General features: G+C 73.3%; 22 protein-coding genes. 6 read left to right on the top strand and 16 right to left on the bottom strand.

Annotated features, from left to right (window positions below; translation table 11 throughout):
* Positions 1-248: 248 nt before the first annotated feature.
* The 8 genes from AS97_RS36510 to infC all read right to left on the bottom strand — a co-directional run bounded on the left by AS97_RS36510 (position 249) and on the right by infC (position 9904).
* On the bottom strand, positions 249-1466 hold the full coding sequence (locus AS97_RS36510) for a PP2C family protein-serine/threonine phosphatase (RefSeq protein WP_247204609.1): 1218 nt from the start codon (positions 1464-1466) through the stop codon (positions 249-251).
* Positions 1467-2017: 551 nt separating this feature from the next.
* The gene (gene pheT, locus AS97_RS36505; protein WP_125761527.1) at positions 2018-4573 is read right to left on the bottom strand and encodes a phenylalanine--tRNA ligase subunit beta; all 2556 of its coding nucleotides are present in this window, start codon (positions 4571-4573) and stop codon (positions 2018-2020) included.
* Positions 4573-5694, bottom strand: coding sequence for a phenylalanine--tRNA ligase subunit alpha (gene pheS / locus AS97_RS36500; RefSeq protein ID WP_086711554.1), 1122 nt, complete (start codon positions 5692-5694; stop codon positions 4573-4575). Before pheS ends, pheT begins: the two co-directional genes overlap by 1 nt.
* Before the next feature lie 221 nt (positions 5695-5915).
* The gene (locus AS97_RS36495) at positions 5916-7112 is read right to left on the bottom strand and encodes an ATP-binding protein (protein ID WP_210566400.1); all 1197 of its coding nucleotides are present in this window, start codon (positions 7110-7112) and stop codon (positions 5916-5918) included.
* Positions 7113-7156: 44 nt separating this feature from the next.
* Positions 7157-7990, bottom strand: a complete 834-nt coding sequence (locus AS97_RS36490) for an RNA methyltransferase (protein ID WP_059148016.1) — start codon at positions 7988-7990, stop codon at positions 7157-7159.
* Positions 7991-8404: 414 nt separating this feature from the next.
* Positions 8405-8788 (bottom strand): 50S ribosomal protein L20, encoded by a 384-nt coding sequence (rplT, locus tag AS97_RS36485; protein ID WP_014056108.1) that lies wholly within the window; start codon positions 8786-8788, stop codon positions 8405-8407.
* Positions 8789-8884: 96 nt separating this feature from the next.
* Positions 8885-9079, bottom strand: a complete 195-nt coding sequence (gene rpmI / locus AS97_RS36480) for a 50S ribosomal protein L35 (protein ID WP_020867203.1) — start codon at positions 9077-9079, stop codon at positions 8885-8887.
* Positions 9080-9199: 120 nt separating this feature from the next.
* Complete coding sequence (infC, locus tag AS97_RS36475) at positions 9200-9904, bottom strand: translation initiation factor IF-3 (RefSeq protein WP_079059788.1); 705 nt, start codon at positions 9902-9904, stop codon at positions 9200-9202.
* A gap of 400 nt (positions 9905-10304) precedes the next feature.
* Here infC and AS97_RS36470 point away from each other — a divergent pair, with 400 nt between their 5' ends.
* Entirely contained in the window at positions 10305-10670 is a 366-nt protein-coding gene (locus tag AS97_RS36470; RefSeq protein ID WP_059148018.1) for a DUF1844 domain-containing protein, read from the top strand.
* A gap of 76 nt (positions 10671-10746) precedes the next feature.
* On the opposite strand, the gene AS97_RS36465 is transcribed toward AS97_RS36470, so the two are convergent.
* Both AS97_RS36465 and AS97_RS36460 read right to left on the bottom strand, forming a co-directional pair.
* On the bottom strand, positions 10747-11547 hold the full coding sequence (locus AS97_RS36465; protein WP_210566399.1) for an MIP family channel protein: 801 nt from the start codon (positions 11545-11547) through the stop codon (positions 10747-10749).
* A 129-nt stretch (positions 11548-11676) separates the two neighbouring features.
* Positions 11677-12411, bottom strand: a complete 735-nt coding sequence (locus AS97_RS36460; protein ID WP_210566398.1) for an SseB family protein — start codon at positions 12409-12411, stop codon at positions 11677-11679.
* A 70-nt stretch (positions 12412-12481) separates the two neighbouring features.
* Here AS97_RS36460 and AS97_RS36455 point away from each other — a divergent pair, with 70 nt between their 5' ends.
* Positions 12482-13237, top strand: a complete 756-nt coding sequence (locus tag AS97_RS36455) for a serine hydrolase (RefSeq protein ID WP_059148047.1) — start codon at positions 12482-12484, stop codon at positions 13235-13237.
* 505 nt (positions 13238-13742) lie between these two features.
* Here AS97_RS36455 and mycP read toward each other — a convergent pair.
* Positions 13743-14960, bottom strand: coding sequence for a type VII secretion-associated serine protease mycosin (gene mycP, locus AS97_RS36450; RefSeq protein WP_059148021.1), 1218 nt, complete (start codon positions 14958-14960; stop codon positions 13743-13745).
* The gene (locus tag AS97_RS36445; RefSeq protein ID WP_247204608.1) at positions 14957-15997 is read right to left on the bottom strand and encodes a hypothetical protein; all 1041 of its coding nucleotides are present in this window, start codon (positions 15995-15997) and stop codon (positions 14957-14959) included. The genes mycP and AS97_RS36445 overlap by 4 nt, the downstream gene beginning before the upstream one ends.
* Positions 15998-16209: 212 nt before the next feature.
* Here AS97_RS36445 and AS97_RS36440 point away from each other — a divergent pair, with 212 nt between their 5' ends.
* Positions 16210-17406: an alanine racemase gene (locus AS97_RS36440; RefSeq protein ID WP_210566397.1), complete on the top strand. Its 1197-nt coding sequence runs from the start codon at positions 16210-16212 to the stop codon at positions 17404-17406.
* 126 nt (positions 17407-17532) lie between these two features.
* On the opposite strand, the gene AS97_RS36435 is transcribed toward AS97_RS36440, so the two are convergent.
* The 4 genes from AS97_RS36435 to AS97_RS36420 form a co-directional block, all read right to left on the bottom strand.
* Entirely contained in the window at positions 17533-18501 is a 969-nt protein-coding gene (locus AS97_RS36435; protein ID WP_210566396.1) for a DUF2510 domain-containing protein, read from the bottom strand.
* Between the two features lie 68 nt (positions 18502-18569).
* On the bottom strand, positions 18570-19352 hold the full coding sequence (locus AS97_RS36430) for a 3-oxoacyl-ACP reductase (protein ID WP_210566395.1): 783 nt from the start codon (positions 19350-19352) through the stop codon (positions 18570-18572).
* A 1-nt stretch (position 19353) separates the two neighbouring features.
* Positions 19354-20748 (bottom strand): aldehyde dehydrogenase family protein, encoded by a 1395-nt coding sequence (locus AS97_RS36425; RefSeq protein ID WP_185930188.1) that lies wholly within the window; start codon positions 20746-20748, stop codon positions 19354-19356.
* An 11-nt stretch (positions 20749-20759) separates the two neighbouring features.
* Positions 20760-22127 carry a glutamine synthetase family protein gene (locus tag AS97_RS36420; protein WP_059148026.1) on the bottom strand — a complete coding sequence of 456 codons (1368 nt, stop codon included), beginning with the start codon at positions 22125-22127 and terminating at the stop codon, positions 20760-20762.
* A 155-nt stretch (positions 22128-22282) separates the two neighbouring features.
* Here AS97_RS36420 and AS97_RS36415 point away from each other — a divergent pair, with 155 nt between their 5' ends.
* The 3 genes from AS97_RS36415 to AS97_RS36405 all read left to right on the top strand — a co-directional run bounded on the left by AS97_RS36415 (position 22283) and on the right by AS97_RS36405 (position 25478).
* Positions 22283-23032 carry an FCD domain-containing protein gene (locus AS97_RS36415; RefSeq protein ID WP_210566394.1) on the top strand — a complete coding sequence of 250 codons (750 nt, stop codon included), beginning with the start codon at positions 22283-22285 and terminating at the stop codon, positions 23030-23032.
* Positions 23033-23235: 203 nt separating this feature from the next.
* Positions 23236-24732, top strand: a complete 1497-nt coding sequence (gene eat / locus AS97_RS36410; RefSeq protein ID WP_210566393.1) for an ethanolamine permease — start codon at positions 23236-23238, stop codon at positions 24730-24732.
* Positions 24733-24785: 53 nt separating this feature from the next.
* Positions 24786-25478 (top strand): gamma-glutamyl-gamma-aminobutyrate hydrolase family protein, encoded by a 693-nt coding sequence (locus AS97_RS36405; RefSeq protein ID WP_125760727.1) that lies wholly within the window; start codon positions 24786-24788, stop codon positions 25476-25478.
* Positions 25479-25490: the final 12 nt, after the last annotated feature.

The following is a 25490-nucleotide window of genomic DNA, read 5'->3' as shown; positions in this document are numbered from 1 at the left end:
CTCCCCACCCCCGCCCGTTGCCAGAGACCTCACCCCCAGACCCCGGGAGCCGGGGCGGCACCCTGGTCGGCGCAGGAACAGGGAGGGAAGCGGCCCTCCCCACCCGCACCCGTTGCCAGAGACCTCACCCCCAGACCCCGGGAGCCGGAGCGGCACCCCACCACGCGGCGGAACCGCATATCGACACCGCGGGAAGCGGCGGGTAGGAGAACAGCCCGCCGCAGGCGTCAAGGCCCGGCGGACAGCCCCTAGCCCCGGTGGGCGTCGGCGACCGGGCGGGTGAGGGCCGTGGTGGCGGACAGCGGGCAGCGGTCGAAGCGCAGCGCGAGCAGCGCGACGTCGTCGGCGAGCCGGCCCCCGGTGTGGCGCAGCAGCGCCGAGCGCACCCCCGCCACGACCGCCGCGGGGACGAGCGGCCCGGAGCCCGCGGCCTCGGACAGGGCGCGGCGCAGGGGGAAGAACGTGCCGTGGGCGTCACGCACGTCCTCGGCGCCGTCGGTGTGCAGCACCAGTGTGTCGCCGACGCCCAGGGTGCTCCAGCGGCCGGAGGGAAGCTCGGCGGGCAACGGGAAGAGGCCGAGCGGCGGCAGCACCTCGCCGGGCGCGGTCTGCCGGGCCATGGCCGGGCCAACCGGCTGTTCGTAGAGGCGGTACGGCCAGGGGTGGCCGCAGTTGAGCGCGGTGACCTCGCCGTCCGCGCCCACCTCCAGCAGCAGGACGGTCACGAATTCCTCGTCCACATGGCTGTCCAGCGGGCACTCCCCGCTCGCGCGTGCCCGCAGATGGCGCTCCAGGGCGCGGTCGAGCCGGCGCAGCACGCCGCCGAGCCGGGATTCCTCATGGGCGGCCTCGCGGAAGCTGCCGAGGACGGCGGCGACGGTGCCGATCGCGGCGAGGCCGTGCCCGCGCACATCGCCGATGATGACGCGGACGCCGTACGGGGTGGCCAGCGCCTCGTAGAGATCGCCGCCGACGGCGGCGCCCCGGCTGGCCGAGAGATGGCCGCCGGCCAGCTCGATGCCCTCCAGCCGGGCCGGGAGCGGCCGCAGCACCACGTCCTGCGCGGCGGTGGCCACCGCCCGGAGCTGTTCCAGTTCGCGCACCAGCCGCAGCTTGCGGCCCGCTGTGAGATAGCAGGCGACGGCCACACCGAGGATGGCGCAGCAGGTGACCAGGGTGGCGTGCGGCTCCTTCCCGTCGCCGTCGGGCTCCAGGGCGGCCGGAGGCGCGAGGGCCAACAGCAGGCCGGCGCCGCCGAGCAGCACGCTGCATCTGCGGCGGCCGCTGCTCGCGCAGGCGATGGCGGGTGCCGCGGCGAGGAGCGTGACGACCTCGGCGTGATGCGGGGTCAGCAGGGCCCAGCAGAGGGCGCCGAGCACCCACAGACAGGGGATCACGCGGGTGACCTCCCGCAGACTCCGTGCCTTCCGTACGAACACGCCGCCGACTGCCGATGTCCCGATCATGTGTCGCCCCCAACGCCGGCCAATGAGGCGGTCGGCCCGGTCCCTGGACGGTCGATCCCGCGCGGGCCGTGCGACCGGCACGATTCTGGCGACAGCTCCTGCCAATTGGACCAGCCCCTTCCGGATCTCACCTGATCGGGTGACCACGCCCCAGGCAGCCACCCGAACACCCCACCGCCCCGCGAACGCGGCCTCGGCTGTCCGCCGCTCACCAGAACGACGCGGCACCCAACCACGCCCCCGAGCCCCGCGCCGCCGGGCCACAGCCCCTCCCCCGCCGGAATCGCCGACGACAGCCACCCCGCGAACCCGGCGACAGCGCCCCGCACGAGCGAGCGGCAAGCGACCACGCACCGAGCCACCCGACAACGGCGATGGGGCTACGACCCGGGTCGGGGGCCGTAGCCCCATCGGTCGCCCCTGCTGCGACCGGCGCCGGCCGGCAAGCACCTGGGCCGTCGTCCCGGGCCCGGACGCGGCGATGGGGCGCGCCCCGTTGTGGGGTGCGCCCCATCGCCGTGTTCGTGGCGGCCGGCGGGAGCCGGTTGGCGTCAGGCTCCGCGGAGGGTGGCGCCCGTGCGGTTGGTGGCTGCCGCCACCGCGGCGTCGCGGGATGCCGCGATCTCCTCGGCGGTCAGCGTGCGGTCCGGGGCGCGGAAGCGCAGCGCGTAGGCCAGCGACTTCCTGCCCTCGCCGAGCTGCTCACCGGTGAAGACGTCGAACAGGCGGAGGGATTCGAGCAGTTCGCCCGCGCCCTCGCGCAGCGCCGTCTCCACATCGGCCGCGGCGACCGAGGTGTCCACGATCAGCGCGACGTCCTGGGCGGCCACCGGGAAGGTGGAGACGTGGGGGGCCTCCACGACGCCGGTGCCGGCCTGCTCCAGGCGGTCGAGCTCGATCTCCATCGCGCAGGTGCGCTCGGCCAGGCCCAAGGCCTTGGTGACCCGCGGGTGGAGTTCACCGGCGTTGCCGACGAGGATCTCCTCGCCGTCGACGACGGCCAGCAGCGCGGCGCAGCGGCCCGGGTGCCAGGGGTCCTGCTGATCCTGGCGGACGATCAGCTCGACCCCCGCCTCGCGGGCCACGATCCGGCCCGCTTCGACGGCGTCGGCCCAGCTCACCGGGGTGCCCTTGCCCCACCAGCCGGCCTGCTCACGGTCGCCCGCGAGGACGACGGCGACGCGGCGCGGCTGGTGCGGCAGCGCGGCGTTGAGCCCGGCGATCTCCTCGTCGGTGGGGCGGCGGTCGACGGGGGGGATGGCCGCGGCCGGCTCGTGGCCGGTGGCGCGGAAGACCAGGCCCGTCTCGAAGAGCGCGAGGTCGTGCTCGCCGCGCCCGGCGTTGCGCCGCAGCGCGCCGAGCAGTCCGGGCAGCAGCGTCGTACGGAGCGCGGGCTCGGCGTCCGACAGCGGGTTGACCAGCCGGAGCAGACCGCGCCGCGGGTCGTCGGCGGCCAGCCCGAACTGGTCGAGCACCTCCTCGCCGAGGAACGGGTAGTTCAGCGCCTCGACGTAGCCGGCCCCGGCCAGCGCCCGGCCGACCCGGCGGTGCAGCCGCTGACGCTCGGTCAGCCCGCGCCCGGCGGGGGGCCGGGGCAGGGTCGAGGGGAGGTTCTCGTACCCCTCGAGCCGGATGACCTCCTCGGCGAGGTCGTTGGGGTCGGTGAGGTCGGGCCGCCAGCTGGGGACGGTGACGGTGAGGTCGTCGGCGCCGTAGACATCGCAGCCGATCTGCTGCAGCCGGCGCACCACGGTCTCGCGGCCGTAGGACACGCCCGCGACCTTGTCCGGGTGGTCGGCGGGCAGCGTGATGGTGTGCGGGGCGCTGGGCGCGATGATCTCGGTGACGCCCACCTCGGCGGTGCCGCCCGCGAGCAGCACCAGCAGGTCGACGGCGCGCTGCGCCGCCGCCGAGGTGGCCTCGGGGTCGACGCCGCGCTCGAACCGGCGGGACGCCTCGGAGGACAGCTTGTGGCGACGGGCGGTCCGGGCGACCGGGACTTGGGCGAAGTGGGCCGCCTCGATGACGACCTCGGTGGTGCCCGCCGCCTGGCCGGTCTCGGCGTCGGCGGTGGTGTCCGCGATCTCGGTGTTGGCGCCGCCCATCACACCGGCGAGGCCGATGGGCCCGCTCTCGTCGGTGATGACGAGGTCCTCGGCGTCCAGGACGCGCTGGCTGCCATCGAGAGTGGTGAGCTTCTCGCCCGGCTCCGCGCGGCGCACGCCGATCGCCCCATTGATCCGGGTGCGGTCGTAGGCGTGCAACGGCTGGCCGATTTCGAGCATCACGTAGTTGGTGATGTCGACCGCGAGCGAGACCGGGCGCATCCCGGCCTTCTGCAGCCGGCGCTTGAGCCAGATCGGGGAGTGCGCCTCGGGGTCGAGCCCGGTGACGGTGCGGGCGGTGAAGCGGTCGCAGCCGATCGGGTCGGCGACCTTGACCGGGTGGCCGTGGCTGTTGGGCGCGGGCACGTCGATCAGGGCCGGGTCGCGCAGCGGCAGCTCGTAGGCGGTCGCGGTCTCGCGGGCGACACCGCGCATCGACAGGCAGTAGCCCCGGTCCGGGGTGACGGCGATGTCGAGGACCTCGTCGACCAGCTCCAGCAGCTCGATGGCGTCGGTGCCGACCTCGTACTCCGGCGGCAGGACGATGATGCCGTCGTGGTCGTCGGACATGCCCAGCTCGCTGGCGGAGCAGATCATGCCCTCGGAGGTCTTGCCGTAGGTCTTGCGCGCGGAGATCGCGAAGCCGCCGGGCAGTTCGGCGCCGGGCAGCACGACCACGACCTTGTCGCCCTCGCGGAAGTTCCGGGCGCCGCAGACGATGTTCTGCGGCTCACCGGTCCCTCCCCCAGAGCCTTCGGCCTGGGAGGTACCCCCCGCCTGCCCGACGTCCACCTGGCAGTAGCGGATGGGCTTCTTGAACCCCTCCAGCTCCTCGATGGCCAGCACCTGCCCGACGACCAGGGGGCCCTTGAGGCCGGCGCCGAGCTGCTCGACCGTCTCGACCTCGAGCCCGGCCGAGACGAGTTTGGCCTGTACGTCACGGCCGGTCTCACCGGCGGGCAGGTCGACGTACTCCCGCAGCCAAGAAAGCGGGACCCGCATCAGATCTCCATCCCGAAGGGCCGGGTGAAGCGCACATCACCCTCGACCATGTCTCGCATGTCTTCCACGTTGTGCCGGAACATCAGCATCCGCTCGATGCCGAAGCCGAAGGCGAACCCGCTGTACTTCTCCGGGTCGACACCGCAGGCGATGAGCACCCGCGGGTTGACCATCCCGCAGCCGCCCAGCTCGATCCAGCCCTCGCTGGAGCAGGTGCGGCAGGGCCGGTCCGGGTTGCCCACGGACTCGCCCCGGCACACGTAGCACAGCATGTCCATCTCGGCGGACGGCTCGGTGAACGGGAAGAAGTTCGGCCGCAGCCGGGTGGACATGCCCTCGCCGAACAGCGCCCGCACCATATGGTCCAGCGTGCCCTTGAGGTCGGCCATGGTCAGGCCCTCGTCGATGGCGAGCAGCTCGACCTGGTGGAAGACGGGGGTGTGGGTGGCGTCCAGCTCATCGGTGCGGAAGGTGCGGCCCGGGCAGATCACGTAGATGGGCGGTTCGCGGTCGATCATCGACCGGATCTGCACCGGCGAGGTGTGGGTGCGCAGCACCACACCGGACGACTCGCCGTCCTTCGCGCCGCGCACGAAGAAGGTGTCCTGCATCTCGCGGGCGGGGTGGTCGGGCGGAAAGTTGAGCGCGTCGAAGTTGAACCACTCGGCCTCCACCTCAGGGCCCTCGGCGACCTCGTAGCCCATCGCGACGAAGACGTCCTCGATGCGCTCGGAGAGGGTGGTGATCGGGTGGCGGGCGCCGGCCGGGGTGCGGTCGTACGGCAGCGTGACATCCACCGCCTCCTCGACCAGCACCCGGGCGTCACGCTCCGCCTCCAGCTCCTCCTGCCGGGCCTTCAGCGCCTGGTTGACCTGGCCGCGGGCCTGGCCGACGCGCTTGCCCGCGTCCGCCTTGGCGTGCGGTGGCAGGGCGCCGATCTCGCGGTTGGCGAGCGCGAGCGGCGAGCGGTCGCCGGTGTGGGCGACCTTCACCTCGCGCAGCGCCTCGAGGTCACCGGCGGCGGCGATGGCGGCGAGCGCCTCGTCCCGCCTGCGGGCGATCTCTTCCGGTTTCAGTGCCTCGACCTCGACAGGGTCGTACGACTTATTGGGTGCCGACATCTCTTCCCGTACTTCCGATTGTCCCCCAGCTACCGCTGGGAGGTGCCCCCCGGCTGCGCGACCCCGGCTCGACTGGCTGCGACCGCTGCGCCCCCTGCAAGGGACGCCAAAGGTGCCAAAGCCCGAGTCTAAGGGGCACGGGAGGGGTGCTGTTGCGGGGGACACCGCGCGGCGGCCGCCGCGCGAGGGTCCGCCCCGTGCTGGAGAAGCCCGCGGGTGGCTCAGGCCAGATAGGCCGGGGTGCCCACGGGCAGGATAAATCGGAACTCCGCGCCGCCGCCGCGGGCCCGGTCGACGGTGATCGTCCCGCCGTGCGCCTCGACGATGCCCTTGACGATGTAGAGCCCGAGGCCGGTGCCGCCGCGCTTGCTGCCCCGCCAGAAGCGGGTGAAGACGCGGCTCATCGACTCCTCCGGGATACCGGGGCCTTCGTCGCTCACGGTGACGGCGGTCCTTTCGACAGGGGGGCCTTCCACGGCCGGCTTGGCCGGTGTCGCGGGCGCTATGTCAATGGTGACCGTTCCCTCGCCGTGGCGCACCGCGTTTTCCAGCAGATTGCCCAGCACCTGATCGATCTTGTCCGGATCGGCCCACAGCCTGGGCAGCGGTCCCCTGGCCCGGATCAGGAACCGCTCGGCGGTGTGCCCGGCCGCGGTGAGCGCCTGCACATGGCGGCGGACGGCGGCGGCGAGGTCGACCGGCTGGCGGCGCACCTCCAGCCGGCCGGAGTCGATCCGGGAGATGTCCAGCAGCTCGGCGATCAGCCGGGTGACCCGGTTGGCGTCGGCGTCGACGGTCTCCAGCATCAGCCGCTTCTGGTCGTCGGTGAACCGCTCCCACTTGGCCAGCAGCGTGGCCGTGAACCCCTTGACGGACGTCAGCGGCGAGCGCAGCTCATGGGCGACGGTCGCGATCAGCTCGGCATGGCTGCGCTCGGTGCGGCGGCGGGCCTCGGTGCCACGCAGACAGACGACCACCCGGCGCACCGGCCCGGTCGGCCGCTCGCGCACATAGCGGGCCGAGACCAGCACCTCGCGCCCGCCCGGCAGCAGCAGATTCCGCTCGGGCTGGCCGGCGCGGATGGCCAGCCCGCCATAGGGATCGGTCAGCGCCCACCAGCGCCGGCCGTCCAGGTCCTCTAACGGCAGGGCCACCTCGAGCCGGCGGCCGATCGCGTCCGCGGGGTCGGTGGCGGTGATCCGGGCCGCCGCCGCGTTGAAGCACGTGACCAGACCGGTCTCATCGGCCACCACCAGGCCGTCGGGCAGATCGTCGGGGTGCGGCGCGAATCCGTCCGGCGCGCCGCCGGGCAGGCCCGGGCCCGGCCCGGCGGACGAGAGGTCGCGCCCCCCGCCGGGCGGCCCCGCTCCGGGCGCATGGGCGTCGGCCGCCCTGGCGCCGGAAGTCCTGACGTCCATCCCCACACCCCCTCTCGGGTCCCCTCCCAGAGGGGGCAACCCTACTAGGTCGATGTGACGGAGCGGCACCCTGCGGGAGCGCGCTGCGCACGAGCGGAGGCATAGAGGCACACGGCGGCGGCCGTGGCGAGATTGAGGCTCTCGGCCCTGCCGTGAATCGGAACGCGCACCACCTCGTCCGCGAGTGCGCGGGTAGCCTCCGGCAGGCCCCATGCCTCATTGCCGAAGATCCAGGCGGTGGGGGCGCCCAGCAGCCCGTCGTCCAGCTCGGAGTCCAGGTCCCGCTCCCCCGCCCCGTCCGCGGCCAGCACCCGCGCCCCGGCCTCCCGCAGCCCGCTCACCGCACGCTCGACGGGCACCCCGACAGCGACGGGGAGATGGAAGAGGGAACCGACGGATGCGCGTACGGCCTTGGGGTTGTAGGGGTCCACGGAGGCGTCCGTCAGCACCACGGCGTCCGCCCCGGCGGCGTCGGCGCACCGCAGCACGGTCCCGGCGTTGCCGGGGTCGCGGACGTTGGCGAGGACGGCGACGAGCCTCGGGCGGGCGCGCAGGATCTCCTCGAACGGCGAGTCGAGGAAGCGGCACAGCCCGACGACGCCCTGGGGCGTGACGGTGTCCGACATCTCCGCGATGACCTCGTCGGACGCGGTGAGCACGGGAAGGTTCGCGGCGCGGGCGGCGGCGAGGATGTCCGCGTGGCGCTCGGCGGCCTCGGGGGTGGCGTACACCTCCACGAGATGCGCGATGGCCTCCCGTACGGCCTGCGGCCCCTCGACGATGAACCGCCGCTCCTTCCCGCGGAAGCCGCGCTTGGCCAGCCGCCGGGCGGCGGTGACACGCGGCGATCGCAGGGACGTCAACTCGGGGGTCGCCATGGGGTGCGATGCGCTTTCTCGTGCGGTGTGTGGTCGTGACGCGGGGCGGATTTCCCCCACCCCGCCCCTCCCCGAAACCGGGGACAGGCCCCCGGGCCCCCGGGGGAACGGCGGCCGACGCGGAGCCCGGTTGTGGGCAATCGTTCCGCCAGGGGGCACCTCCCAGCGGTAGCCGGGGGAGGAACGGGCGGGCACAACCCGGCCACCGGGCCGCACCCCGCAACGAAACGCCAAGAGCCGACGCCCGTGCCCGCCCCAGGCGATCCGCGAGGCGGAACCCGGTAGGCACAACCCGGCCACCGGGCCGCACCCCGCAACGAAACGCCAGGGGGCACAGCGCGAGGGCACCCACATGCGCGGACCCGCAGGTACGCGTTCACCTGCGGGTCCGTGGCGTACAGCTCAGCGCGGCGCTTACGCGGCCTTCGGCGCGTTGATGTCGCTCGGCAGCGCCTTCTGCGCCGCCTCGACCAGCGCGGCGAACGCACCGGCGTCGTTCACGGCGAGGTCGGCCAGGATCTTGCGGTCCACCTCGATGTTGGCGGCCTTCAGACCCTGGATGAAGCGGTTGTACGTCATGCCGTTGGCGCGGGCAGCGGCGTTGATGCGCTGGATCCACAGCTGCCGGAAGTCGCCCTTGCGCTTCTTGCGGTCGTTGTAGTTGTAGACCAGAGAGTGGGTGACCTGCTCCTTGGCCTTGCGGTACAGGCGGGAGCGCTGACCCCGGTAGCCGCTGGCCTGCTCGAGGATCGCCCGGCGCTTCTTGTGGGCGTTGACTGCCCGCTTGACGCGTGCCACTTGTTAACTCCTTGTACGGGGCCGCAGGTGACTCACGCGGCCCGGAAACGAATAGGTCCCGGTCTGGCGCTCGCCCCGCCGAAGCGGGGCGGGGCGTCACTTGCCGAGAAGCTTCTTGATCTTCTTGGCGTCGGCGGGGGCCATCTCGACCTTTCCGGCCAGGCGGCGCGTCAGCGTGGACGGCTTGTGCTCGAGAAGGTGGCGGCGACCGGCGCGCTGGCGCACCACCTTGCCGGAGCCGGTGAGCTTGAAGCGCTTGCTGGCACCGCTGTGCGTCTTGTTCTTCGGCATGTCGCCGTACTCTCCTCGTCGGGACGCCTCCGCGGTTCGGCACACGGAAGCGTCATGTGTTTCGGTTGCTGTCCGGAGCCGTTCGGCCCCGGGTGGGCGGTGGAGGCTCGCGCCTCTCGATCACGCCTCGGCGGGCTCCTCGGCAGGCTCCTCGGCGGACGCGTCCGGGGACTGGTCCAGGTGAGGAATTCCCTGGCGCTCCGCCTTGCGGGCAGCCTGCGCCTCGCGGGCTTCGGCCATCGCCTCGGTCTTCTTCTTGTGCGGACCGAGAACCATGATCATGTTTCGGCCGTCCTGCTTCGGGTTGGACTCCACGAAGCCCAGCTCCTGGACGTCCTCGGCGAGCCGCTGCAACAGCCGGTAGCCGAGTTCGGGCCGGGACTGCTCACGGCCGCGGAACATGATCGTGATCTTGACCTTGTCGCCCTGCTTGAGGAACCGGACGACGTGACCCTTCTTGGTGTCATAGTCGTGCGGGTCGATCTTCGGCCGGAGCTTCATCTCCTTGATGACCGTGTGCGCCTGGTTCTTGCGCGCCTCACGGGCCTTCATGGCCGACTCGTACTTGAACTTTCCGTAGTCCATGAGCTTGCAGACCGGCGGGCGAGCGGTCGCCGCCACCTCGACGAGGTCGAGGTCGTACTCCTGCGCAAGCTCCAGGGCCTTGGCAAGCGGCACAATGCCGACCTGCTCGCCACTGGGACCGACGAGTCGCACCTCGGGGACGCGAATCCGGTCGTTGATGCGGGGCTCGGCGCTGATGGATCCTCCTCGGTTGCACCACGCGACCGTCTGGCGGACTGCCGCGTAACGTCTGTTTCGTATGACCACCGCGCCGTAAGCACAAAACGCCCCGACGGGTACACAGGCGGGGCTCCTCATTGACCGGGAGCACCGCCGCGATATCACCGCGGGGCGCAGCCTGACCGATGACCTGCCGACCCGGGGGGTCGGGAGGTGGGAGCTGGGGAGCCTCCACTTGCGGGCCGGACACGCACGTGACCGGCCGGTCGTTTATCCACGATACCAGGACTGGCCCGGGATGCTCACCCGGTGCGTCCCCGGCATCCACCGTGCCCCCCTTTCCCCCGGCGTTGCCCGGCGCTCCCTGGCGTTCCCCGACGCTCCCCGGCGTTCCCGTGAACTCACCCGCCCCGTGCGTACGGCGCCGGGTGGCCGCCTAGGCTGGGGCCCACCATCCCTCAGGAAGTGAGCCCCGACCACCATGAGCGACGCCAACGCCGGGCAGCCGCCGGCCCCCGACTTCGACCGGATGACCCGGGACATCGCGGATGTGCCCGCGGTCGAGGTGATCACCACGGTCGCGGTGCACCTGATGAGCGCCGCCGCGGTCAACCTGGGCCTGGCCGAGGAGGGCCCCCAGCACAAGGATCTGGACGAGGCGCGGAAGCTGATCAACGCCCTGGCGGGGCTCGTCACGGCCGGCGCCACGGAGATCAGCTCCTTCCACGCCGCTCCCCTGCGGGACGGCCTGAAGTCCCTGCAGCTCGCCTTCCGTGAGGCGTCGGTGGTGCCGGACGAGCCGGGACAGGGGCCGGGCGAGAAGTTCACCGGCCCGGTCTTCGGCTGACGGCCGGCCCCTGGGGGCCGTGCCCCCACGGGAGCCCGTGCCTCCTCGGGAGCCCGCACGCCCGCACTCGGAGCCCTCAGGCCGCCTCCGGGCCCTTGGTCTCCTGACCGCCCACCTCGGGGCGGTGGCCGCCGCGCAGCCGCCCCCACGGTCCGGTCGCCGGGGGCGGATGGGCCTCCTCCTTGTCGGCCTGCCCCGCCGGATGGAGGTGGGTGAACCGGTGCACCACGGCGGCGAGCACCCCGCCGACCAGCGGCGCGACGATGAACAGCCACAGCTGGCCGAGCGCATCGCCGCCCGCGAAGATCGCGGGGCCGAAGCTGCGCGCCGGATTGACCGAGGCCCAGGTCAGCGGGATGCCGATCAGATTGACCGCGGCGAGGGCGAGGCCCACCGGGATCGGTTCGCCGCCGACCAGGGCCACCGAGTGGGTCACCGCCAGGAAGACGAAGACCAGCAGGAAGGTCAGCAGCACCTCGGCGAGGAAGGCCCCGCCCGCGCCCATGCCCACCGGTGAGCGGCCGCCGTAGCCGTTGCTGCCGAAGGCATCGGCCGTCTGGAGCCTGGGCACCTGGTTGGCGAGCAGGAAGAGCACGGCCGCGCCCACGATCGCGCCGACGAACTGCGCGACCCAGTACTGGACGGCCGTACGGATGTCGATGCGCTTGGCCAGCAGCACGCCGAGGGTCACCGCCGGGTTGATGTGGCAGCCCGAGATGTGTCCGAACGCGTAGGCGATCGCGATCAGCGTGAAGCCAAAGGCGAGCGAGATCCCGAGGGCGTTGATGTAGTCGCCCGCCAGGACCAGCGAACCGACTCCGAAGAGGACCAGCATCGCGGTCCCGATGAACTCCGCTACGACCGTTCTCGTCTCCATGGCGCTCTCCTCACGCAGATTCCGACCGCCAGTCGCCTAAGCATTGTGGGGGGAATTGAGGCGATTCGCCTGTTGGTCCGAATGGGGAGGGCCGGGCCCCGCTCCCGCGGCGGACCGGGCCCTGCTCCCTCAGCGGCTGAAGAGCGGTTCGCCGGGGACCTTCGCGTCCGGCGGCAGCAGCGCCAGGGTCAGCCCGCGCACCAGCCGTGCCCGCAGCACCTCGTCGGCCGCCAGGGCGCCCGCCACCCGGTGCGCCGTCTCCCGCGCGGGCGCCTCCGGCGCGAGGGCGAGCGCGAGCATCCCGTCGGCGTCCGCCGCCAGGGCCAGATGGGCCCGGAGCACCTCCGGCTCGGCGGCCAGTACGGTGCGCACGGCCTCGGTCACGGCCGGGTCGGCGAGCGGATCGGCGCTGGTCCGCCCCTCGGCGAGGGCCAGCAGCGCGGAGCCGGTCAGCTGGTACGGCACCGGGCCCGCGAGGTCCAGGACCAGCGTGTCCGCCTTCTCATGGGCGGCGGCCTCCAGCGCCTGGCGCAGCGGTACGGCCACGGGCCGGGCGTCCGGGCGCCAGCGGGCCAGCGTCTCGAGCGAGGTGAAGGCGGGCAGGGCGCGCCGCCCGCCGGGGGCCTGCAGCGTGGGCACCGCCATGTCGCTGCTCTTGTCGCGGCGCAGCCCCTCGGGCCCCTCCTCGACCTCGCCGAGGATCGCCACCACGGGGACCAGGAGGCGTGCGTCGGTGAGCGCGGCGAGCACCTCGGGCTCGGCCGAGCGGTCATCCGCCCAGGCGGCGAGCGCCGCGGTCAGCCGGGGATCGGCGGAGCCGTCGTCGCCGGAGAAGCCAGGGTCGGGAATGTTCTTGAGCGCCACGCCATGAGGGTATCGAGGGCAGGGAGAACCGGACGCGGCGGGCGGCGGAGAGGGAGGCGGCGTGGAGCGGATGGCGGACGACGTGACGGAGCAGGGCCTGAGCGCGGCACTCGCCGACGCGCTCGGCCCCGTCGCCCAGGGCTCCGGCGCGGACTTCTCCGTCGCCGTCCTGGACACCCGTTCGCGGACGAGCGGGGTCCACGGCGACGGCTCGTATGCCACGGCGAGCATCGTCAAGGTGGGCATCCTCGCGGCGCTGCTGCTGAGGGCGGAGGACGAGGGGCGACCGCTGACCGCCCAGGAGCGGTCGCATGCGGCCGTGATGGTCGAGCAGAGCGACAACGACGCGGCGACCGCGCTGTGGCGGACGATCGGCGGTGCCGCCGGGCTCGACGCCGCGCACCAGCGGCTCGGCCTGACCGCGACGCGTGCCGGAAGCGGAGGGAGCTGGGGGGTCACCCTGACCACCGCCGTCGATCAGCTGACCCTGCTGCGCGCGATCTTCTCGGACGACTCGGCGCTGAACGGTCGCGCGCGGACGTATCTACGGGCGCTGATGGGGCGCGTCGTCGACCGCCAGAGCTGGGGAGTCTCCGCCGCCGCCGACGGGGACGGCTCCGGGACTCGGCTGAAGAACGGCTGGATGCCCCGCGATGCCACCGGGCTGTGGGTCGTCAACAGCATCGGCGAGGTGCCGGCGGACGGGCGCGCCTATCTGGTCGCGGTGCTGTCCGAGGGCAGCGCGGACATGGACAGCGGGGTGGCGCTGGTCGAGAGGGCGGCACGGACGGCCGTGGCGACGGCCCGCACCTACCGATCCCGGTAGGCGGCGCCGGAACGGTCCCGATCCGACGACTCGCCCGCGGAGCCCCGGCCCGACGCCCTGCCCAACCCGGTGAGCGGTCCCCACCGCAGGCCCAGACCGGCGGCGGCCGCCGTGCCGCAACGCGCGGCACGCCCGAGCACGCGCGGCACGCCCGAGCCGACGACGCGGCGCCCGGGGGCCGCTCAGCGCACGCAAGCCCGTCGACAGCGCTGCCACGGGTCCCAACCGGCCACCCGCCCCGACGCGAGTCGGGCCAACCTCGCTCAGCGCGAACGAACGGCCGGGAGCGGCGCTCACAGCGGTTCTCGGCCGACCAGCGGGCCCCGACGCGGCTCAGCGCGGGCGGTACCTCGTCAGCGGCGCCCTCGGAGCGGGTCCCGGCCGGCCACCCCGGCACCGACACGCCCCAGGCCGACGCCCGTCCTCAGCGCGCGGATCGCCAGAAGCACCGCGCGCAAGCGCGATGAGCGCCGGGCCCGAGCCGACGACGCGGCGGGGACGCGCCTCAGCGCCCGCGGATCCCCGTGAGCAGAGCGCGCAGCCTCGGTGGCACCCGTAGGGGGCCCGAGCCACGCCACAGGGCGACTGCGGCGACCACCAGGGCCGCGCCGGCGATTCCGGCGAGCAGCGCCATCTCGTTGGGGCCGGACTCGTCGTGCGCGCCCTGGGCGTGGCCGGGACCGTTGCCGAAGAAGCGCTCCGGGGACGAGGCCACGGCGGGCCGCTGGGCCTCCGGCTTCATCTTGCCGCCCGCGGCGATCGCCGCCGCCGGGTCCACCAGGCCCGCGCCGAGGGCGTCGCTGTGGCCGCCCTCCGGGACGTCCTGGGCGGTCCGGGTGAGGAGTTCCCGGATCTGGCGCGGGCTCAGCTCGGGGTGGGCGGCACGGACGAGGGCGACGGAGCCGGAGACGAAGGCGGCGGCCGCGCTGGTCCCCCAGCCCTCGTAGTAGCGCTTGTCGGGGTCGGCGATGACCACGTCGACGCCGGGTGCGCAGACGGTGGCGTACCAGCGGCGGGTGGAGAAGGCGGCGCGCGAGCCGTAGCGGTCCACGGCGGTCACGGCGATCACGCCGGGGTAGGCGGCCGGGTAGGAGACGCGGTCGCCCTTCTCGCCGCCGTTGCCCGCGGAGGCGACCACGGCCACGCCCTTGCGCAGCGCGTACTGCACGGCGGCGTCCTCGGCGGCCTCGGGGTGGGCGGAGGCGCTGTCGTCGCCCAGCGAGAGGTTGATGACGTCGGCGCCGTGGTCGGCGGCCCAGCGGATACCGGCGGCGAGCGCGCCGCCACGGGACGAACGGGCCTTCTTACGGGCGGCGTCGGAGTCCTCGAGGATCACCCGCACCGGCAGGATCCGCGCCTTCGGCGCGACGCCCAGGACGCCCTCGCCGCCAGCCGCGCCGTGGCCGTGACCCGCGATGATCCCGGCCATGGCGGTGCCGTGGCGGGCCCAGGCGCGTTCGCCGCGCCGGGCGCCGAAGCCGATGAGGTCCTTACCGGGCAGCACTTGGCCTTCGAGGTCGGGGTGGCTGTCGTCGACGCCGGTGTCGAGGACGGCGACGGTGACCCCGGAGCCCTTGGTCGTCTGCCATGCCTCCTGGACGTGGAGGGTGTCCAGCGCCCACTCCTGGGCCTGTATGCCGTCGGCGTCCGCGGGCGCGGCGGTCACCAGGGACAGCCCGGCGGCTGCGAAGGCCACCGCGAGGCGCCGGCCGATCCCGGTCATGACGTGGTCTCCGTGACGGTGGACAGGGCCCGGCGGAATATGGCCTCGATCGCGTCGGCGATGCTTCGGGCGTCGTTGCCGAGGCCCGATTGCGCGGGGGCCGAGGTGGCGCCCCGCTGGGTCGCCTCGCCCGCCGACTGCGGGTCGGTGACCTTACGGCCGTCGGCGAAACCGCTGACGGTGTAGAGGACGACGGGGGCGTCGGTGAGGATCCGGATGCGCCAGCTCGCGCGCTGGTCGTCGCCGAACCCGGCCGCCGCGGTGCCCTTGGCGGCGTACGCGCGGGGCATCAGATCGGTGCGCTCGTCCAGCTTCTCGGTCATGAAGCGCTGGTGCAGCGCCCGCATCCCGGTGGGCCCGGAGGTGGTGACCAGCAACCCGACGGTGGTGACGCTGGTGCTGGTGGCGTCGGTGTACGTGGCGCGCACCAGGCGCTTGCAGCCCACCGGGGCCAGCGCCTTGGCGAGCAGGGGATCGAATCCGCCGCCGCAGCTGCTGTCCGGGGCGACGGCTATTCGGCTCCAGAGGCGGTCGGCGCCGCCGGGGCCTTCGCCCTTGCCCCGCAGGCTGCGCGGGAAGAGGTCGTTCACGGGGACGCTGTGCCAGACGGAGCGGGCGTGGACGTAGGTGTCGGCGGTGGACGGCGGGGCGTCGGGGTCCCCGCCCAGCCAGCTCCCGGCCGCCGCGCCGCCGAGCAGCCCGAGGCCGAGGACGAGAGTCGCGGCGGCGGCCGCCGTACGGCTGGGCGGACGGCGCCGGCCGCGCCGACCGCCGTCCGCGAAGAGCCCTTCGGTGCGCGGCGGTGCCAAGGGGCGTGGGGGCACCCGGGTGCCGGACGCCCCGGCGGTGCTCCTGGGGAACGGGACCTTGGCCCGTACGCCGAGGATGGGGGTGTCCGGGTCCGGGGTGAAGCCGGGCGGGGCGGTGGGGCGCGGCGGGGGCGCGGAAGGCTGCGCGGGCGCCGTGCGCGGGGGATGTGCGGGGCGTGGTGGGGGCGTGCTGCGGGGTGAGTGCGCCGGTTCCGCGTCGGTGCTCACCTGCACCCCCTCGCAGCCGTCGACACCTGTTTCACCTGGCTCCGTCCGGTTCGCCGCACCACCCACCGCCTTTCGGGCAGGCGGGCCCGTATACGGACAACACGCCGCTGACCTGCCGGTCGTGGCGTGCGCGACACTCTACGGGCAGCCGGGCGCCCTGCGCACCGGCTGCCCTCTACCCAGTGGTAATGGCGGTCTGGCAAGCTGCGTCCATGTCCGCTGCCGCCGCTGACCGGGCCCGGTACGACCGGGCCACCGCCCATCTCGAAGCGCCCGTGGCGATTGTCGACCTGGGAGCCTTCGACGACAACGCCCGGGATCTGGTCCACCGGGCGGGAGGCAAACCGATCCGCGTCGCCAGCAAATCGATGCGCTGCCGGGCGCTGTTGGAACGGGTGCTGGCCCGGGACGGCTTCGCGGGGATCATGAGCTTCACGCTGCCGGAGTCGCTGTGGCTGGCGCGCGAGGGGTTCGACGACGTCCTGCTCGCCTATCCCTCCACCGATCGGGACGGCTTCGCCACCCTGACCAGCGACCCCAAGCTGGCCGAGGCCGTGACGGTCATGGTGGACGACCTCACCCAGCTCGATCTGATCGACAGCGTTCGCGCCGGGACCGAAGAGGTCCGGGTCTGCCTGGAATTGGACACTTCGCTGCGGATGCTCGGCGGGCGGGTGCGGGTCGGGGCGCTGCGCTCACCGCTGCGCGAACCCGAGCAACTGGCCGAGCTGGCGCGGGCGATCGACCGCCGCCCCGGCTTCCGGCTGGTCGGGCTGATGGCGTACGAGGGGCATGTGGCGGGCGTGGGCGACGCGGTGCCGGGCAGCCCGCTGCGCTCGCGCGCGGTGCGGCTGATGCAGTCCGTGGCCCGCCGGGAGCTCGCGGCGCGCCGGGCCGCGGTCGTGCGGGCGGTGCGGGCGGTGGCGGACCTGGAGTTCGTCAACGGCGGCGGTACGGGCAGTGTGCAGCACACCGCCGCGGAGGACGCGGTGACCGAGATCGCCGCCGGGTCCGGGCTCTACCAGCCGCGTCTCTTCGATCACTACACCTCCTTCCACGGCCGCCCGGCGGCCCTGTTCGCCCAGCCGGTGGTGCGCCGGCCCGGGGTGGGCGTGGTGACGGTGCTCGGCGGCGGCTATCCGGCGTCGGGCGCGCCGGGCCGGGACCGGCTGCCGGTGCCGTATCTGCCGGAGGGGCTGGTGTACGACTCGATGGAGGGCCCGGGCGAGGTGCAGACCCCGCTGCTGGGCACGGCCGCCGACGATCTGCTGATCGGCGACAAGGTCTGGTTCCGGCACGCCAAGGCCGGTGAGCTGTGCGAGCGGTTCGACACGCTGCGGCTGATCGAAGGCGACCGGGTGGTGGCCGACGTGCCGACGTATCGGGGCGAGGGCAGAACGTTCCTCTGACCGGCAGGCTCCTTTGGCCCGGACGGACCGCCGACTTCGGCCTGGCCGGACCGGCAACGCGCCTGGGCCGACCGCCGACTTCGGCCTGGCCGGACCGGCGACGCGCCGAGATGGACCGGCGAGCGCCTAGACGGACCGGCCGTCGCCCGCCAGCGCCTCGATACCCTTGACGATCTTGTCCATGTCGCTGAGCGGCGGCGCCTTGTCGCTCTGGTCGAACCCGAAGCGCACCACGACCATCGTGTTCGGCACGGTGGGCGACGGGAAGGCCAGCGACTGGACGATGCCGTCGTCGCCCTTCTTCGTCACCACCTTCCAGCGGACCAGATAGCCCTTGCCGCCCGCGACCTCGACCGTCGACTCCTTCAGCTCCTTGTGGGAGGTGATCCCGCCGTACGCCTTACGGTCGCTGTCCCCGTCGGTGCCGTAGGACTCCTCGGCGTTCTGCGCGATGTCCTCCTTGGCTATGCCCTTGGCGGAGGTGGCCTTGTAGCCCTGGGCGGTCCGGGAGAAGGCGCCGCCGCGCACACATTCGGTGGACGGGTCGCCCGGGCAGGGGTAGCGGGAGGTGGTGACGCCCGCGCCGCCGGAGCTGCTGCGCCCCGCCTGCCAGCCGGTGAGCACCGGCAGGCTGATGCCGTTGCCGGGGTCCGGGGCGGTGTCCGGGTCGTAGCTGGGCGGTGCGGTGGGAGCGCCGGTGGGCCCGTCCGAGGGGCTGTCCGGGGCGGGGAGGTCCGGGGCCGGATCGCCGCTGTCCGGCGGGGCCGAGTCGCTGGGGGCGGCGGGCCCGGTCTGGGCGTTGCCACCACCGCCGTCGCCGCCGTCGCCCAGCAGCACGATGCCACCGACGATCGCGGCGACCACGACGCCGGCGGCGACCGCCACCGCCGCGATCCTCGGGCCGCGCCCCCGGCCGTGGCCACCCTGCCGCCCCGGCAGGTAGGGCGGCATCGGCGGCGGGCCGAAGGCCGGGTCCGTGGCACCCGAGGCATCGCGGGTGTACTCGGTCCAGGCGGAACCGTCCCACCACCGTTCCATGGCGGGGCCGTTACCTGCGTAGCCGGGATCGGGGTACCAGCCGGGGGGCGTGTTCATGGTCACACGGTCAGCCTATGGCCAGGGGTGCGGTCCGTACACCGCGGATGGCCGGACTGCGCACAGGACTACAACGGGGTGACATATGCCCCGGCGATCCCGCCGTCCACGAGGAACTCGGCGGCGTTGACGAACGAGGCGTCATCGCTGGCCAGGAAGGCCACGGCGGAGGCGATCTCCTCCGGTTCGGCGAACCGGCCCACCGGCACGTGGACCAGCCGGCGCTGGGCCCGCTCCGGGTCCTTGGCGAACAGCTCCTTCAGCAGCGGGGTGTTGACCGGCCCCGGGCACAGCGCGTTGACCCGGATGCCCTCGCGGGCGAACTGCACGCCCAGTTCGCGGGACATGGCGAGCACCCCGCCCTTGGAGGCGGTGTAGCTGATCTGCGAGGTGGCGGCGCCCATCACGGCCACGAAGGAGGCGGTGTTGATGATGGAGCCCCTGCCCTGCCGCCGCATATAGGGCAGCGCGGCCTTGCAGCACAGATAGACGGAGGTGAGGTTGACCTCCTGGACGCGCTTCCAGGCATCGAGACCGGTGGTGAGGATCGAGTCGTCGTCGGGCGGCGAGATACCGGCGTTGTTGAAGGCGATGTCCACCGAACCGTAGGTGTCGAAGGCGGTCTTGAAAAGCGCCTCGACCTCCTCGGGGTCGGTCACATCCACCCGGACGAAGAGCCCGCCGACCTCGTCGGCCGCGGCCTTGCCCGCGCTCTCGTCGATATCGGCGCAGACGACCTGCGCGCCCTCGGAGGCCAGGCGGCGCGCGGTGGCCAGGCCGATGCCGCTGCCCGCTCCGGTGACGACGGCGGCACGGCCCACCAGACGGCGGCACACGGGGGTCTCGGTCACGTCACTGCTCCTCGGTGCTGATGAAGACGTTCTTGGTCTCGGTGAAGGCGGTAAGGGCGTCGGGGCCCAGCTCCCGGCCCAGGCCGGACTGCTTGTAGCCGCCGAAGGGGGTGGCGTACCGCACGCTGCTGTGCGAGTTGACGGACAGGTTCCCGGCGGCGACGGCGCGCGAGACCCGGACCGCGCGGCCCACGTCGCGGGTCCAGATCGAACCGGACAGGCCGTAGTCGGTGGCGTTGGCCAGCCGTACGGCGTCGGCCTCGTCCTCGAAGGGCAGGACGACGGCGACGGGGCCGAAGATCTCCTCCACGGCGGCGCGGTCCCCGGCGCCGGTGGCCTCCAGCACGGTGGCCGGGTACCAGAATCCCTTGCCCTTCGGGGCCTCGCCACGGATCGCGGCGGGCGCGTCCTCGGGTACGTAGGACCGTACGCGCTCCCGCTGGGCGGCCGAGATCAGCGGCCCCATGGCGGTGGCGGGGTCGGCCGGGTCGCCGACCGCGAAGGAGGTCACGGCGGGCGCCAGCAGCTCCATGAACCGGTCGTAGACGCCGCGCTGGACCAGGATGCGGCTGCGGGCGCAGCAGTCCTGGCCGGTGTTGTCCAGGAAGGAGCCGGGGGCCGCGGCCGCCGCGCGCTCGATGTCGGCGTCGGCGAAGACGATGTTCGGGCTCTTGCCGCCGAGTTCGAGAGTCACCCGCTTCACCCCCTCCGCGCATGTGGCCATGATCCCCTTGCCGACGGCCGTGGAGCCGGTGAAGACGACCTTGGCGACGCCGGGGTGCTCGACCAGCGCGGCGCCCGCGACCGGCCCGGCCCCGGGCAGCACCTGGAAGAGCCCCTCGGGAAGCCCCGCCTCCAGGGCGAGTTCGGCCAGCCGGAGCGCGGTGAGCGGGGTGGTCTCGGCCGGTTTGAGGACCACGGCGTTCCCGGCGGCCAGGGCGGGCGCGGTGCCCCAGGCGGCGATCGGCATGGGGAAGTTCCACGGTGCGATGACCGCGACCACGCCGAGCGGCTCATGGAAGGTGACGTTCAGCCCGCCGGCCACGGGGATCTGGGCGCCGCTCAGCCGCTCCGCTCCCCCGGCCGCGTAGTCGAGCAGATCGCGCACATTGCCCGCCTCCCAGCGGGCATTGCCGATCGGGTGGCCCGCCTCGCGGACCTCCAGCGCCGCGAGTTCCTCGATGTGGTCGTCCACGACGGCGGCGAAGCGGCGCAGCAGCCGGGCGCGGTCGGCGGGCGCGAGCCCGGCCCAGCCGCGCTGCGCCTCGGTGGCGCGGGCGACGGCGGCGGCCACATCCCCCGGGGTGGCGGCGGGGACGGTGGCGATGACCTCCTCGGTGGCCGGGTTGAGGATCCGGTGTTCGTGGGGGTGCTGGCGGGAGGGTTCGTTGCTCACTGGGTGGTTCCTCACATGCGCTCGAAGGACCGGAAGCGCTCCCAGTCCGTGACGGCGGTGTCGTAGGCGTCCTGCTCGACGCGCGCCATGTTGAGGTAGTGCTCGACCACCTCGTCGCCGAAGGCGGCCCGCGCTATGGAGCTGTTCCGCCACAGCTCGGCGGCGTCGCGCAGCGAGGTCGGGACGTGCTCGGCATCTCCGTTGTAGGCGTTGCCGGTACAGACCTCGGGGAGTTCCAGCTCCTGCTCGACGCCGTGGAGCCCGGCGGCCACCATTGCGGCCACGGCCAGGTACGGATTGACATCGCCGCCCGGGAGCCGGTTCTCCAGCCGGTGGGAGGGGCCGTGGCCGATGACGCGCAGCGCGCAGGTGCGGTTGTCCGGGCCCCAGGCGACGGCGGTGGGCGCGAAGGAGCCGGGGCGGAACCGCTTGTAGGAGTTGATGTTCGGCGCGTAGAGCAGGGTGAAGTCGCGCATCGCCGCGATCTGTCCGGCGAGGAAGTGGCGCATGGTCTTCGACATGCCGTACGGGCCGTCGTCGTCGGCGAGCACGGGGTGCCCGGCCTCGTCGCGCAGCGAGAGGTGGATATGGCAGGAGTTGCCCTCGCGCTCGTCGTACTTGGCCATGAAGGTGAGCGCCATGCCCTCCTGGGCCGCGATCTCCTTGGCGCCGGTCTTGTAGACGACGTGCTGGTCGCAGGTGGTCAGGGCGTCGTCGTAGCGGAAGGCGATCTCGTGCTGGCCGAGGTTGCACTCCCCCTTGGCCGACTCGACGGTCATCCCGGCGGCACCCATCTCATTGCGGATGCGGCGCAGCAGGGGCTCGACCCGGCCGGTGCCGAGGACGGAGTAGTCGACGTTGTACTGGTTGGCGGGGGTCATCCCGCGGTAGCCGGCGTTCCACGCCTGCTCATAGCTGTCCCGGAAGACCATGAACTCCAGCTCGGTGCCGGTGTACGCGGTCCAGCCGCGCTCGGCGAGCCGGTCGAGCTGACGGCGCAGGATCTGGCGCGGGGAGGCGACCACGGGGCTGCCGTCATGCCAGGCGAGGTCCGCGGTGAGGAGGGCGGTGCCGGGGTTCCAGGGGGTGCGGCGCAGGGTGGCGGTGTCGCCGTGCATGGCGAAGTCGCCGTAGCCGCGCTCCCAGGAGGACATGGCGTAGCCGTCGACGGTGTTCATCTCGGTGTCGACGGCGAGGAGGTAGTTGCAGCCCTCGGTGCCGTGTGCCAGGACGTCGTCGAGGAAGAAGCGGGCGGCGAACCGCTTGCCCTGCAGCCTCCCCTGCATATCGGTGAAGGCCAGGACAACGGTGTCGATCTCCCCGGCAGCGACCAGTCTGGTCAGCTCGTCGACCGAGAGCGGGGGCGTGCGGTCTGCCACGGTGGGCCTCCTGCGTCGGAGAGTGCGGGGAGTCTGGGAATTCGGGGAATCGGGGAATTCGGGGAATTCGGGGAATCGGAGAGGGGCCGGGGGCGCGGGGTGGCCTTAAGGTAATACTGCAGACCATTGATTGGGAAGTAGGTGCGGTCGGTTCGATGAGCGAGAGCGGGAGTGAGCGCGGGAGCGCGGCGGGCGACCGGCTGGCGCCGGTGCTGCGCCCGGTGCGAGCGGGGAACGGCTTCGAGGAGGCGCTGGAGCAGATACTCCAGGTGCTGCGGCTGGGGCTGGTCCCCGACGGCGGCCGGCTCCCGGCCGAGCGGGAGCTGGCCGACCGGCTGCGGATCAGCCGGGTGACCCTGCGCGAGGTGCTGAAGGTGCTGCAGGACCAGGGGCTGGTGGAGAGCCGCCGCGGCCGCTACGGCGGCACCTTCGTCCGGGCCAGGCCCGAGCCCGCCCAGGGCCGCGAGGACGAGCTGCGGCGCCGGGTGGCGGCGGTCGACGTCGAGGACACCCTTCGGTTCCGCGAGGTCCTGGAGGTGGGCGCGGCGGGGCTGTGCGCCGCGCACGGGCTCGGGGAGGGGCAGGTACGGCGGCTGCGGGCGGCTGTGGACGCGACCCGGGACGCCCCGCTGGCCGACTACCGCCGCCTGGACACCATGCTCCATCTCACGCTCGCGGAGCTGGCGGGGTCACCGTCGCTGGCCGCCCAGTACGCGGCCGTCCGCGCGACGGTCAACGACCTGCTGGACTGCATCCCGCTGCTGGTGAAGAACCTCGAACACTCCCAGGCCCAGCACGGAGCGCTGATCGAGGCGGTGCTGGACGGGGACGCGGACGGGGCGCGCGAGGTGATGCGGGAGCACTGCGAGGGCACGGCGGCGCTGCTGCGCGGCTTCCTGGTCTGACCCGGCCGGACGCCGGCCCCTCCGCGCCTGGCCCCTCCGCGCCTGGACCGTCCGCGCCTGGGCCGTCCGCCGGAGCGCGTGGGCTGGAGAGCACCGGCCCTTAACCACGGTTTTACGCAGAGGTCTTGCGCATCGCTGACCGGCAGACAAAGGTATGGCCCCACACCTTTGCCATCGCCCCTCGCGTGGAGCAGGAGTCCCCCATGGCCGACGGAACCGAGTCCGCCCGCACCGAATCCGCCCGCGCCCCCGTCGGCGGTGCCCCGCCGGGCGGTGCCCAGGCGCCGACCCCCGAGGACGCGTATCTGGAGCGCCGCACCCTGCGGCGCGGCAGCGCGGGCCCGCTGCTGCTGACCGGCCTCGGCGTCGCCTATGTCGTCTCCGGCGACTTCTCGGGGTGGAACTTCGGCCTGTCCGAGGGCGGCTTCGGCGGGCTCGCCATCGCCGCCCTGCTGATGGGCCTGATGTACGCCTGCATGGTGTTCGCCCTGGCCGAGCTGGCCGCGATCCTCCCCACGGCGGGCGGCGGCTACGGCTTCGCGCGCCGCGCCCTCGGCCCCTGGGGCGGTTTTCTCACCGGTACGGCGATCCTCATCGAGTACGTCCTGGCCCCCGCCGCCATCTCCATCTTCATCGGCGACTACGTCGAGTCGCTCGGGCTCTTCGGCCTGGAGTCGGGCTGGCCGGTCTATCTGGCGTGCTTCATCCTCTTCATCGGCATCCATCTGTGGGGCGTGGGCGAGGCCCTGCGGTTCAGCCTGGTCGTGACCGCCATCGCCGTCGCCGCGCTGCTGGTCTTCGCCGTCGGCGCCCTCACCGACTTCGACGCGGGCTCGCTCAACGACATTCCGGTGGACCATTCGGCCGCCGGTGCCACGTCCTGGCTGCCGTTCGGGCTGCTCGGCATCTGGTCGGCGTTCCCCTTCGGTATGTGGTTCTTCCTGGGGGTGGAGGGGGTGCCGCTCGCCGCGGAGGAGACCCGGGACCCGGCCCGTACGCTGCCGAAGGCCATGGCCTGGTCCATGGGCATCCTGCTGCTCCTCGCCCTGCTCACCTTCCTCGCGGCCACCGGGGCGCGCGGCTCCGGCGCCATACAGGAAGCGGGCAACCCGCTGGTCGAGGCGCTGCAGCCGGACGGCAAGGCGACCGTGCTGTCCCGCATCGTCAACTACGCGGGCCTCGCCGGGCTCGTCGCCTCCTTCTTCTCCCTGATCTTCGCCGGTTCGCGCCAGCTCTTCGCCCTCTCGCGGGCCGGTTATCTGCCCCGCTTCCTCTCCCTGACCAGCAGGCGCAAGGCCCCGTTCCTGGGTCTGCTGGTCCCGGGTGCCATCGGCTTCGCCCTCGCGGCCTGGACCGGTGACGGCGCCCGGATGCTCAACACCGCGGTCTTCGGCGCCACCATCTCGTACGCCCTGATGTCGCTCTCCCATATCGTCCTGCGCCGCCGCGAGCCGGGGCTGGACCGCCCTTACCGCACCCCCGGCGGCACGGTAACGTCGTCCATCGCCTTCGTCCTGGCCTGCTCCGCGCTGGTGGCCACCTTCCTGGTGGACAAGGACGCGGCCTTCATCGCGCTCGGCGTCTACGCGGTGGCGCTGGCCTACTTCGCCTTCTACAGCCGCCATCGCCTGGTCGCGGCCGCGCCGGAGGAGGAGTTCGCGGCGCTGGCGGAGGCCGAGGCGGAACTGTCCCGCGATTGAGTGCACCGCGAGCACACTTTGAGTGCACAGTTCTTCGAAGATCGGAGTCCCCGGTGTCCAAGCCCCTGATCGGCGTCAGCACCTACCTCGAGCCCTCGGCGAGCTGGGGCGTCTGGAACCTCCCCGCCGCGCTGCTGCCCGCGGGCTACCACCGGCTCGTCCAGCGCGCGGGCGGCCTGGCGGCGATGCTGCCGCCCGACGAGGACCCGGCCGCCGCCGCACGGATCGTCTCCCGCCTCGACGGGCTCGTCATCTCCGGCGGCCCGGATGTGGAGCCCGTGCGGTACGGGGCCGCGGTGGACCCGCGCACCGGGCCGCCCGCGCGGGAGCGGGACGCCTGGGAGCTGGCTCTGATCGACGCGGCCCTGGCGTCGGGCACTCCCCTGCTGGGCATCTGCCGCGGCCACCAGCTGCTGAACGTCTTCCTCGGCGGCACCCTCGTCCAGCACCTGGACGGCCACGCGGGCCGGCCCGGCGTCTTCGGCCACCACGAGGTGAAGCCGGTCCCGGACACGCTCCTGGCCGAGATCCTCCCGGACCCGCTGTCCGTCCCCACCTTCCACCACCAGGCCGTGGCCCGGCTGGGCGAGGGCCTGGTGCCCTCGGCCTACTCCGCGGACGACGGAACGGTGGAGGCGGTGGAACTGCCGGACGTGGAGGGGTTCGTGCTGGGCGTCCAGTGGCATCCGGAGGCGGGCGACGACGTACGGATCATGCGCGCCCTGGTGGAGGCGGCGGCGGGCTGAGGCGCATCGCGC

Source organism: Streptomyces sp. AgN23, from assembly GCF_001598115.1.
Lineage (GTDB): Bacteria > Actinomycetota > Actinomycetes > Streptomycetales > Streptomycetaceae > Streptomyces > Streptomyces antimycoticus.
The sequence above is the reverse complement of the archived record's forward strand: the minus strand, read 5'-3'. Positions and strand labels throughout refer to the sequence as shown.